At 68.4% G+C, this 11,554-nt stretch carries 11 protein-coding genes; 2 read left to right on the top strand and 9 right to left on the bottom strand.

Annotated features, from left to right (window positions below):
• Positions 1–301: 301 nt before the first annotated feature.
• A complete protein-coding gene (locus C8258_RS33530; RefSeq protein ID WP_106957448.1) occupies positions 302–874 on the bottom strand; it encodes a TetR/AcrR family transcriptional regulator in 573 nt (190 codons plus the stop codon).
• 91 nt (positions 875–965) lie between these two features.
• On the opposite strand from C8258_RS33530, the gene C8258_RS26225 reads away from it, so the two are divergent.
• Positions 966–1,427: a nuclear transport factor 2 family protein gene (locus C8258_RS26225; protein ID WP_106957449.1), complete on the top strand. Its 462-nt coding sequence runs from the start codon at positions 966–968 to the stop codon at positions 1,425–1,427.
• Positions 1,428–1,446: 19 nt separating this feature from the next.
• On the opposite strand, the gene C8258_RS26230 is transcribed toward C8258_RS26225, so the two are convergent.
• From C8258_RS26230 to C8258_RS26245, 4 genes are all read right to left on the bottom strand, one after another.
• Positions 1,447–2,376 (bottom strand): D-isomer specific 2-hydroxyacid dehydrogenase family protein, encoded by a 930-nt coding sequence (locus C8258_RS26230; RefSeq protein WP_106957450.1) that lies wholly within the window; start codon positions 2,374–2,376, stop codon positions 1,447–1,449.
• Complete coding sequence (ligD, locus tag C8258_RS26235) at positions 2,373–3,344, bottom strand: non-homologous end-joining DNA ligase (protein ID WP_036499570.1); 972 nt, start codon at positions 3,342–3,344, stop codon at positions 2,373–2,375. Before ligD ends, C8258_RS26230 begins: the two co-directional genes overlap by 4 nt.
• 57 nt (positions 3,345–3,401) lie before the next feature.
• Positions 3,402–5,525: an ATP-dependent DNA helicase RecQ gene (locus C8258_RS26240; RefSeq protein WP_106957451.1), complete on the bottom strand. Its 2,124-nt coding sequence runs from the start codon at positions 5,523–5,525 to the stop codon at positions 3,402–3,404.
• 114 nt (positions 5,526–5,639) lie between these two features.
• Positions 5,640–6,527, bottom strand: a complete 888-nt coding sequence (locus C8258_RS26245) for an alpha/beta fold hydrolase (RefSeq protein ID WP_106957452.1) — start codon at positions 6,525–6,527, stop codon at positions 5,640–5,642.
• Between the two features lie 149 nt (positions 6,528–6,676).
• Here C8258_RS26245 and C8258_RS26250 point away from each other — a divergent pair, with 149 nt between their 5' ends.
• Positions 6,677–7,156 carry a hypothetical protein gene (locus tag C8258_RS26250; RefSeq protein ID WP_030512770.1) on the top strand — a complete coding sequence of 160 codons (480 nt, stop codon included), beginning with the start codon at positions 6,677–6,679 and terminating at the stop codon, positions 7,154–7,156.
• 51 nt (positions 7,157–7,207) lie between these two features.
• On the opposite strand, the gene C8258_RS26255 is transcribed toward C8258_RS26250, so the two are convergent.
• The 4 genes from C8258_RS26255 to C8258_RS26270 form a co-directional block, all read right to left on the bottom strand.
• Entirely contained in the window at positions 7,208–8,431 is a 1,224-nt protein-coding gene (locus C8258_RS26255; RefSeq protein ID WP_106957453.1) for an RtcB family protein, read from the bottom strand.
• Between the two features lie 45 nt (positions 8,432–8,476).
• On the bottom strand, positions 8,477–9,448 hold the full coding sequence (locus C8258_RS26260; protein WP_106957454.1) for an alpha/beta hydrolase: 972 nt from the start codon (positions 9,446–9,448) through the stop codon (positions 8,477–8,479).
• A gap of 97 nt (positions 9,449–9,545) precedes the next feature.
• Positions 9,546–10,307 (bottom strand): glucose 1-dehydrogenase, encoded by a 762-nt coding sequence (locus tag C8258_RS26265; protein WP_106957455.1) that lies wholly within the window; start codon positions 10,305–10,307, stop codon positions 9,546–9,548.
• Positions 10,308–10,407: 100 nt separating this feature from the next.
• Positions 10,408–11,535, bottom strand: coding sequence for an LLM class flavin-dependent oxidoreductase (locus C8258_RS26270; protein ID WP_106957456.1), 1,128 nt, complete (start codon positions 11,533–11,535; stop codon positions 10,408–10,410).
• Between the last annotated feature and the right edge of the window lie 19 nt (positions 11,536–11,554).

Genomic DNA, 11,554 nt, shown 5'->3' on the forward strand with positions numbered 1-11,554 from the left:
GTCCGCCCCGGATCCGTGCGGCGATGAATGTGAATCACCACCGTTTCTTATGTGGAAGGCTCGAAATTAGCAGTCCCCCCGTCGTTTTGACCACAGTAGCCGCCGAATCGGCTACCGCAATCCCATGAAATCTGGGTGTCGGCCGAGAGTTGCCGCCGGGTACGGGAGGCGTCGCGCGTCCCCTACCTCACGTTCGGCATGTCGTCGAATCGCGACCCGCCGCATCGGCCGCTGTCGCGCTCGGGCTGCCGGTGGCCACGATGAAGACGCCCCACGTCAGTGAGTGCACTGTCGGCAACGCTCACCGCCGGGTAGTCGAAAGTAGCTGCGCGGCGGCGGCTTCGGCGGTCGAGGCGGCGGCTGTCTCGCCGGTGATGCCGGCGGTGACGATGGCTCCCTCGGCGAGCAGGTAGATCGCGTCGGCGGCGTCGGATCCGGTGGCGGCGACCCAGCCGGCGATCATGTCGTGGAAGGCGGCCTTGTGTGCGCGCACTTCCGCGCGGACGGCCGGTGACTCGGCGCCGAGTTCGCCGTGCATGTTGATCCATGCGCAGCCGCGAAAACCATGCTCGCCGAACCAGTCTCGTAGCCAGTGGAAGACCGCCTCGACACGCCGGATCGGATCGTCGACGCGTTCGACGTACCGGGCCAGCGCCTGGCGCCACCGTTCGTCGCGGCGGCGCAGCATCGCCACGACGAGGTCTTCCTTGGTCGGATACAGGGCGTAGATCCGCTTGAGCGACAGGCCGGACGCGTCGCGGATCCGATCCATTCCGACGGCCTGGACGCCGTGCGCGTACATCAACTCCTCGGCGGCGTCGAGCAGCGCCGCGCGGTCGGACGCATTCCGTTCGGCGCTGAGCGTGGCGGGCATGGCCGGGACTCCCTTGACATCGAGAACGTGCGTTCCCTATCGTAACGCGTCGGTGGAGAACGAACGTTCCCCATGGAGAGGCAGGAATCCGATGTCCGAAGCTCGACCGCCCTATCCGCCGTTCACCCTGGAAACCGCCGCGCAGAAGGTGCAGGCGGCCGAGGATGCGTGGAACACCCGGGATCCGCACCGGGTCGCGCTCGCCTACACCCCCGACTCGACCTGGCGGAACCGGGACGAATTCATCACCGGCCGTGCGCAGATCGTCGAATTCCTGACCGCGAAGTGGGAACGCGAACTCGACTACGCGCTGCGTAAGAGCCTGTGGGGATTTCGCGGAAACCGCATGGCCGTGCGGTTCCAGTACGAATGGCACGACCGTACCGGTCAATGGTGGCGCAGCTATGGCAACGAGCTGTGGGAATTCACCGACCAGGGATTGATGGCACGTCGGGAGGCGAGCATCAACGACGTGCCGATCACCGAGGCGGATCGCCGGATATTCGGCCCGCGCCCGGCCGAGGAGCACGGGGTGGACATCCCCCTGCGGTAGTCACCGGCACGGGCGGTGATCAGTAACCGGCCTCCGGATCGATCCGTGCGAGGAGCTCACGCCCCTGCGTGAAGCGGGTGACGTTCGCGGCGACGTGGTCGGCGAAGGCGGCTGCACGCAGCTGCGGCGGATTGGAATCGTGCGGGGTGATGATCGCATTCGGCAGGTCCCAGAGCGGATGGCCGTCGGGGAGCGGTTCGGGATCGGTGACGTCCAGGCCCGCGCCGCCGACGGCGCCCTCCCGCAGTGCGGCGACCAGGGCTTCGGTGTCGATGAGCGACCCGCGGGCGACATTGATCACCCACGAATGCGGTTTCAGTTGAGTCAGTTCGTCCTTGCCGATCAGGTGGCGGGTGCCCTCGGTCGCGGGCGCGGCGACGACCACGTGATCGGTGCGGGCCCACACCTCCGAAATGCGTTCCGCGGGAATCGTTTCCACCACATTGGGGGCGTCGATCGGGCGGCCGGAGCGGTTGACGGCGATCACCCGGGCTCCGAACGGCTCCAGCATGGCGATGACCTCACGGCCGATCCCGCCCGCGCCGACTACCGCGACGGTCGCCCCGCGCAAGGTGCCGATATGCGGAAAGAACTCGGTCTGCCGCCAACTGTGGGCGCGGATGTGCTCCGGCAGGTAGCGCACGCCCGCGAGCAGCAGCGCCATCGTCGCTTCGGCAACGCTCTTGGCGAAAGCGCCTGCCGCCGAGGTGAATACCACGGTCGGATGGCGTTCGAAGATGCCGGCGTCGAAGAACTCCTCGACCCCGGCCGAGTACAACTGCACCCATTCGATCGACTCGGGCAGGTCGGGAAATCCGTTCGGACCGCCGTCCCACACCAGCGCCCGCGCGTCGCTCAGCTCCGAAATCCGCGCTCCCGCGCCGGTGATCGCCTGTTCCAGCGAGTCATTGGTGAGCGGTGCCAGTGCGATGCGGACTGCGCCGGTCATGCGTCGTGTGCTCCTTCGTCTTCGTCGAGGTCCACCTCGACCCGGTCGCGGTCGGCCCATTCCAGCAGCGTATTCAGGTCGAAGACCGCGTCGTCGATACCCGCGTGCAGATCGCCGAGTTCGGCGTAGCGGGCGGGGACGGTGTTGATGGTGAAGTCGTTCGGTTCGATATCGGGAATTTCGTTCCACCGCACCGGTGTCGAGACCGTGGCGGCGGCATTGCCGCGAACCGAGTAGGCGGCGGCGATCGTATGGTCGCGGGCGTTCTGGTTGTAGTCGACGAACAGCAGTGCCGGATCGCGATCGCGGCGCCACCACGTGGTCGTCACATCGTCGGGGGCGCGGCGCTCGACCTCCTGCGCGAAGGCCAGCGCGGCGCGGCGCACCTGCTGGAAGCCGTGCTCGGGCGCGATGCGCACGTAGATGTGCAGGCCGTGCCCGCCGGAGGTCTTGGGCCAGCCGACCGCACCCAGCTCGTCGAGGACCTCGTGCGCGACCTCCGCGACACGCTGGACCCGCGACCACGGGCAATCCGGCATCGGATCCAGGTCGATGCGCCATTCGTCCGGCTTCTCGGTGTCGAAGCGACGCGAGTTCCACGGATGGAACTCCACCGTCGACATCTGCACCGCCCAGATCACGTCCGCGAGTTCCCGCACGCACAGTTCGTCCGCGTGCCGGTTGTAGCGCGGAAAGTGCACGCGCACGGTGGGAATCCAGTCCGGCGCCCCCGCCGGGAGCCGCTTCTGATGCACCTTCCCGCCCGGCAATCCCTTCGGGAAGCGGTGCAGCATGCACGGCCGGTCCCGCAGGGCGTTGACGATTCCGTCGCCGACGCTCAGGTAGTACTGCACCAGATCGAGTTTGGTCGCCTCGAGCTCCGGGAAGTACACCCGATCCGGATTCGACACCCGCACCGTATGCTCGCCGACCGTCAACTCCACGGCCGGCGTCGACTTACTGGTCACCGGATCGACGATAGTGGGTGATCGATCGCCGGGCACCGCACGCGCCGCGTCCGTACCTCACGTCGGAGTGGCCAGCGCGAAGGGAAGGACCGCGGGGGCGCCGGCGTGGCGGAGGGTGCGGGCGGCGAGAGTGAGGGTCCATCCGGTGTCGGTGTGGGTGTCGACCAGCAGGACCGGGGTGTCGAGGCCGGTGAGGTCGGGGGTCTCCCACGAGTCGAACAGTGCCGCCACGCGGTGGGCGGAGTTGGCCGCCGAGACCGGTGGCCGGTCGGGACGGGTGTGCAGGACACCGAGATCGGTGAGGCGGCCGATGCGGGCCAGGCGGGCGGCCAGGTCGGCGGCGAGTACCGGATGCGTCGCCGATTGCAGGGCCATCACCGCCCCGGGACGTTGCGTCCACTTCCATTCCCGCAGAACGGCGATACAGGCGTCGACGATATGGTCGGGCGCCGGGCCGTCGGGCGCGTCGAGCAGGGTTCGCAAGCGCTGACCCCACCCGAGATCGCTGAGCCGGCCCAGCACCCGGCCCACCTCGGGGCCGTCGGATATCTTGCCGGACAACGGAACTCCCAACTTCGACAGTCCGGTCGGCCATTGTTTGCGGGGGAGTAGATCGATTCCGGGCCGGTCCAGCCGGGCCCGGATGGTGGCCACCTCGTCGGCGTCGACCGCGGTATCGAAACGGCGGCCGGTGCAGTTGTCGCAGCGACCACACCCGGGCGCGTCCGGGGCCAGGCCCGGATCGTCGAGTTGGCGGCGCAGGAAGTTCATCCGGCATTCGGCGGTGCTCTGATACTCGAGCATGGCCTGCTGTTCCGCTTCGCGCGCGCGGTCGAGGCGCTCGTAGCGTTCGGTGTCGTAGGTCCACGGTTCACCGGTGGCGAGCCAGCCGCCGCGCACCCGCCGCACCGCGCCGTCCACATCCAGTACCTTCAGCACCATCTCCAACCGCGACCGGCTCAGTTCCACCAGGGGTTCGAGAGCCACCGTGGACATCGGGCGTTCGTAGTCCAGGGCGGACAGCACCGACCGCACCACCTGCTCACGCGGAAAGGCCACGGACGCAAAGTAATTCCAGATCCGCCGGTCCTCGGGCCCCGGCAACAGGATGACCTCTGCGCGGGCCGCGCGGCCGGAAGGGCTCGAGGCGTCCGGGACCAGTCCGCGTCCGGCGCGGCCGACCTGTTGGTAGTAGGCGATGGGGGAGGAGGGGGCGCCGACGTGGACCACGAAGCCGAGGTCGGGTTTGTCGAAGCCCATGCCGAGCGCCGATGTCGCGACCAGCGCCTTCACATCGTTGTCGAGCAGCGCCTGTTCGAGGGTTTCGCGTTCTCCGGGTTCGGTGCGACCGGTGTAGGCCGCGACCGGGTATCCGTGGTCGGTGAGGACGTCGGCAAGGTCGTGTGCGGCCGCGACGGTGAGTGTGTAGATGATTCCGGAGCCGGGTAGTTCGCCCAGTTGCCGGCTGAGCCAGGTGGTCCGCTGGACGGCGTCGTCGATCCGCACCACGGACAGATGCAGCGATTCCCGGTCCAGGGTGCCGCGCAGCACCAGGGTGTCGGTGCCGATCTGGGTGGCGACATCGGTGACCACGCGGTTGTTGGCGGTGGCGGTGGTCGCCAGCACCGGAATGTCCTCGCCGAGGTCGGCGATCAACGTGCGGATGCGGCGGTAGTCGGGACGGAAATCGTGCCCCCAGTCGGAGATGCAGTGCGCCTCGTCGACCACCACCAGGCCGGCGTCGGCGGCCAGCTTGGGAAGCACCGAATCGCGGAAATCGGGGTTGTTCAATCGTTCCGGGCTGACGAGCAGCACATCGACCTCACCGGCGGCGACGCGCTGATGAATCTCGTCCCATTCGGTCACGTTGCCGGAGTTGATGGTCTCCGCGATCACTCCCGCCCGGCGCGCGGCGGCGACCTGGTTGCGCATCAATGCCAGCAGCGGTGACACGATCACCGTCGGCCCCCGCCCCTGGGACCGCAGCAACCGCGCGGCGATGAAGTACACCGCCGATTTGCCCCAGCCGGTGCGCTGGACCACCAGCGCCCGCCGCCGCTGGACGACCAGCGCCTCGATGGCCGTCCACTGGTCCTCGCGCAGGCGCGCCCCGGGCCCGGCCAGCTCGCGCAGCAGGGATTCGGCGGATTCGCGCAGCTCGGTGGTAGTCACGCGCTCCATCGTGCCCGACCCCTCCGACACCTGGCCACCATCCGGCTACAGCCGCACCCCGTGCACGGAAACACGGTCCCGACACGGGCCCGCGCGTGATCGGAAGACCGGTCGCGGCCCTGTCTAACCGGTTTCGGCGGCCAGCGCCAGCAGCCGATCCCGCACCAGGTCCGGTCGCTCCTCCGGGATGAAATGTCCACAGCCGTGGACGTATTCGACGGTGTAGTCGTCGGCACGCGCGCTCTCCGCGGCCGCCAGCGAGGGGTGGATGGCCGCATCGCCGGTGCCGAACAGCGCACGGATCGGGATCGTGGCGCGGCGGCGTTCCGGATGGCGGGCGGCGGGAAGTTCCCGCAACCAGAACGTGCGGTAGGTGTCGGTGGCCGCGCGGGCCACCGCCGGATCGCGGAACCGGTCGCCGTAGATCCCGGCGAGTTCCGGGGTGAAGGTACGCCGCGCGTCGGCGTTCAGCCGCAACAGGCGATCGACGAACGGTGTGTACCGCTGCAGCGGCACGCCGAAGGTAGCCACCAGCGGCTGATACATCGCGAAACGCCAGGCGTGCGGTGCGAAGGTCCGGGCGGTGATCCACGGGTGCGCGATATTGAGGGGCAGATAACCCTCGAACCGCTCCGGCTCCCGCAGCACCATCAGGAATCCGACGAACCCGCCCCAGTCGTGACCGGCGAGCAACAGCCGCGGCAGTTCGAGCTCGTCGACCAGCGCGAGCAGGTCGGAGGCGACGTCCTCCTTGGCCCAGCGATGCGGCGGCGGACCGGACCAGCCGTAACCCGGCAGGTCCGGGGCGATGAGGCGCAGCCCGGCGGGGGGATCGGCGAGCAGATGCCGGTAGGCGTAGTGGTGCTGCGGCCATCCGTGCAGCAACAGCACCGGCCGGCCGTCGGGCACCCCGGCTTCGGTGACATGGAATCGCACGCCGCGGGCCTCGATGAAACTGCGGCGCACTCCGGGAATTTCGGGCGGCCGGGCAGATCCTGATGTCGAGGGCATAGCCGATGCTAACCACCGGCAACCCGGGACCGCCACGCCACGAACGTTTTCCGCCCGGCGTCGGGCATTTTCGGCCACGAGGCAGGACAATGAGGGCGATCGGACTGCGAGGTCCGCTGGCATGCGCGGGAATGCGGGAGGAACGGGCGATGGCCAAGAAGTTCGAATCACCTGCGGATTGGGCCCCACCGGGCGCGCAGTTCCAAAGTCGCGGGGTCACCAGCCGGACCCTCTCGGGTGTGCTGTTCGGGCTCATTGTGACGCCCATCGGAATCGCGTTCGCCGCCAAGGGGGGAGCCGATATCCGGTACTGGGTCATCGTGGGTGCGGTGACCGACCGCTGGACCGCGGCGCTGGAGATCTTCGGCGGCTCCCTGCTGCTGTTGTTCGTCGCGGCGATGGCCGCGTTCTCGCCGGTGGGCACGATCGTGGCCAGCCTGGTGTGGGGGATCTTTCCCGGCGTGCTGCATCTGCTGTACCCGGACGACACCTTCCGCCTGATCGGCGATCTGCCCTTCACCGATGCCACGATGCAGGTGGCACTGCACTCCTGGGTGACCTACGGCTTCGCCCTGATCTCGGGCATGATGCTGCTGGGCGCGGGCATGGTGGGTGTGCTGCGCAAATAGACGCGGCCGTTCCGGCACGCCCATCGCCGGCATGCCGGAACGAATCCGCCTTCAGCCCTTCACACACAGCACCTGACGCAGTGTCGCGACCACATCGACCAGATCGCTCTGGGCCGCGATGACGGCGTCGATGTCCTTGTAGGCCGCGGGGATCTCGTCGATCACCCCGGCGTCCTTGCGGGACTCCACACCGTCGGTCTGCGCGATCAGATCCGCGACGCTGAACTGCCGCTTGGCCGCATTGCGGCTCATGCGGCGGCCCGCACCGTGCGAGGCCGACTGGAACGAGGCGGGATTTCCCTTGCCCCGCACCACATACGAGCGGGTACCCATCGATCCGGGGATCAGGGCGAGGTCACCGGCTCCGGCCCGGACCGCGCCCTTGCGGGTCACCAGCATCGGCATGTCGTCGACCATCTCCTCCGACACGTAGTTGTGGTGGCAGGAGATCGGCTCATCGAAACGTACTGCCAGCGAGTCGAATTCGTCACGCACGGCACCGCACACCAGGTCCAGCATCACCGCCCGGTTGCGGGCCGCGTACTCCTGCGCCCAGCTGAGATCGCGCCGGTAGGCGTCCATTTCCGGTGTGCCGGCGAGGAATACGGCCAAATCGCGATCGGGCAGGTCCCGGTTCTGCGGGAGCGTGCGGGCCACGGCGATATGCCGCTCCGCCAACTCCTTGCCGATATTGCGGCTTCCGGAGTGCAGCAGAATCCACACGTGCTGTTCGGTGTCGAGGCAGACCTCGATGAAGTGGTTCCCGCCGCCGAGCGTGCCCATCTGCTTGTGCGCCTTGGACTCTCGCTGCTGCACGGCGGGATCGAGATCGCCGAACCGGCTCCAGAAGGCGGACCATCCGGCTCGCAACGTGGCGCCGGCCGCCCGGCGGCCGTGCACATCCAGCTGCAGGCGGGTGACCTTCACCGGCTCCTTGTGCGCGTTGAATCCGACCGGTACGGCGGCCTCGATGCGCGACCGCAGCGAATGCAGATCGTCCGGCAGATCGGAGGCGGTCAGCGAGGTCTTGACGGCCTCCATCCCGCAGCCGATATCGACGCCCACGGCGGCCGGGGCGACCGCGTCCTTCATGGCGATGACGGACCCGACCGTGGCTCCCTTGCCGAGGTGCACGTCGGGCATCACGCGGACGCCGTAGACCCATTCCAGTTGGGCGAGGGTGCGCAGCTGCTGCAGCGCGGCCGGCTCGACCTCGTGCTCGTGGGCCCACATGAGCGTCTGCGCCTTGGTGCCGCGCAGCTCGACGGGAAACATGATCTCGATCCTTTCGTGAACAACTCTCCCTGTTCACGGTAGGGATCACGGGCCGTCGGCGCACCCTAATATCGGCCGGGCCGGCACAGCGAAGGCCCGGCGCAGTGCCGCGAAGGCGCGTTCGTTCGCGACGCCGGTTTCCGGCAGCACATCGCCCATGGTCATGAACCCGTGGAACATGCCCTCGTAGCGATGCACCTCGACGGGGATACCGGTCGCGGCCAGGTGCGCCCCGTAGGCCTCGCCCTCGTCGCGCAGCGGGTCGTACTCGGCGGTGGCGATATGCGCCGGTGGTAGCCCGGCGGCGTCGGCCAGCAGGGGCGCCGCATACGGATCGGTGCCGTCGGCGTCGCCGAGGTATTGCTCCCAGTACCAGCGCAGATGGTCGTCGGTGACGAAATAACCCTGCGCGTTGTCCCGGTACGACGCGCTCGCGCGAGCCGGATCCAGCATCGGGTACATGAGCAGCTGCGCAACCACGGCCGGACCGCCCAGATCGCGGGCCATCAGCGCCGTGACCGCCGCCAGATTGCCGCCCGCGCTGTCGCCGGCCACGGCGATCCGGGCGGGGTCGCCACCGTGCTGTGCTATGGCCGCGCCGATCCAGCGCAGCACGGCGTACGCGTCCTGCGCGGCGGCCGGGAACCGATGTTCCGGCGCCTGGCGATAATCCACCGACACCACGAGTGCGCCGGTCTCGTTCGCCATCACACGGCAGAACTGATCGTGGCTGTCGAGACTGCAGATCACGAACCCGCCGCCATGGCAGAACATGATGACCGGTAGCGGCTGGGTGCCGCCCCTCGGGGTGTAGATCCGCACGGGTATGCCGGTGCCATGGGGACTCGATACGGTCGAATCGCGCACGGCGGCAACCGGAATGGGTTCGATCGGCGCCGGTGGACGAGCCGCGAGCTGCCGCCGCGCTTCGGCGGCGTCGAGCACGTCGGTCCCCAGTTTCGGGAACGCCGCGGTCACAGCATCGACCACCGCTCGTGTGCGCGGCGTCATCGCCATCAGCCGTCGCCCCCCGCCGCGCATCCGACCGCGCCGGAACCGGCTTTCCTCCCCGCTCCCGGCCCACTCGAACCGTGGCCGGGCGTGAATCGCCCGCTCACAGTCCCTCCTGCAGCTCCGGCGGCATGAACTTCCCGGCGGCGAGTCCGCCGTCGATGGTGACCTCCGCACCGGTGACATACGACGACGCGTCCGAGGCGAGGAAGGCGACCAGCTCGGCGACCTCCTCCGGCACGCCGGTGCGCTGCAGCGGCAGGGTCGGGAAGCTGCCCGGACCGGTGGTCAGATACGGGACCATCGGGGTCGCGATCGGGCCCGGGTGCACGGAGTTGACGCGAATACCCATGGGGCCCAATTCGAGTGCCGCCGTCTTGGTGAGCCCGCGCAGGCCCCATTTGGAGCTGCCGTAGGCGGAGTGCCCCATCAGGCCCTCGAGTCCCGCCTGAGACGAGATGTTCACGATCGACCCGCCCGCCTCGGACATCGGCCCCACCGCCGACCGGATACCCCGGAATGCGCCCACGAGATTGACCTGCAGAATTTTCTCCAGCTCTTCCGGCGTGGTGTCGGTGAGTGGTTTCGCGGTGTAGATCGCGGCGTTGTTCACCAGCACGTTGAGCCCGCCGAATTCCGAAACGGCCACGGCGACAGCGGCATTCCAGTCGTCGGCCGAGGTGACGTCATGGCGGACGAAGCGCGCCTCCTCACCGAGTTCGTCGGCCAACTGCTTTCCGTCGGCGTCGAGTACGTCGGTGAGAACGACCCGCGCACCACGTTCGACGAACAGGCGTGCCTCCGCCGCGCCCTGTCCGCGCGCCGCGCCGGTGATCAATGCGACTTTGCCTGTGAGATCGACCATTCGACTTCTCCTCCTGAAAATATGCCGAGATCCTGCGCCGCATCCGGCGTCCTCGGCTCGCGGCAGTCTCGATGAGCGAGACCTGCGCGTGGTTGTCCGATCACTGATTCCGGAAGTGCGGAATGACCTTCTCGCCCCAGTGCCGGATCGTCTCGAGGCAGGCCTCCTGCGGCACGGTGCCCATCTGGATCAGGCACAGGATCTCGTCGGCGCCCGCGTCGCGCAGTCGCTCGACGTAGGCGATCGCGTCCTCGGGGCTGCCGTAGGCGTGGTCGGCGTTGAACACCGAGGTCGACCCCGCCTTCACCGGAATCTTGGCCTCGTGCAGGTAGGCGACGTGCTCGTCGGCGGCCTCCTTGATCCGCGCCACCTCGTCCACGGTCGGATCCACGGCCTCGTCCGGCACCGGACCGGCGCCGTAGTAGTGCTTGATCGACTGCGCGAAGAACCGCTGGCCGCGCGCGCCGATCTGCTGCGCCCGCTCCCGGTCGTCGAGCACGATGGTGGGACACAGGGCGGCGAAGTGGTCGTTGGTCACCGTCGAGACGAACCGCTCACCGGTGCGGGCGGCGATCGCCTCGTCGTAGGTGCGGCGCAGTTCCGCGATCTCCTCCACTCCCGCGAAACCCAGTACCAGAGCGCCGATTCCGTAGTCGGCGGCCAGCTTCAGGGTGTCCTTCTTCGTGCACGCCATGAACAGCGGGGGATGCGGACGCTGCACCGGCCGCGGCAACAGCGAATGCGGAGCGATGTCGAGCAGTTCGCCGTGATATTCGAATTCGCCCTCGGGATCCTGCCAGGCCCGGCTGATCATCCGCAGCGACTCCTCGACCTCGGCGTAGGTGCGTTCCGGGTCCACCCCGCACATGGAGGTCTCGACCGGTGTCGCACCGCGCCCGGCGCCCAGATTCAGCCGCCCGCCGGAGAGTACGTCGAGCATCGCCGCGCGTTCGGCCGCGCGCACCGGGTGGTTGAAGTTGAAGGGCATACACACCACGCCGTGGCCGATCCGGATGCGCTGGGTCTTGGCCGCCACCCAGGTCAAAAAGATTTCGGGGGCGCTCATGTGCGCGTACCACTTGAGACCGTGGTGTTCGACGGCCCAGACGGTGTCGAAGCCCATCTCGTCGGCCAGCACGGCTTGCTCCACACAGTCGCGCAGCACCTGCGCCTCGTGCTCGGCGGTCGGATCGGTCATCTGGGCCTCGAAGATCATCGAGAACTTCATCCGCGTGCTCCCTGTCGTA

Origin of the sequence: Nocardia sp. MDA0666 (assembly GCF_003023875.1) — a bacterium.
GTDB lineage: Bacteria > Actinomycetota > Actinomycetes > Mycobacteriales > Mycobacteriaceae > Nocardia > Nocardia aobensis.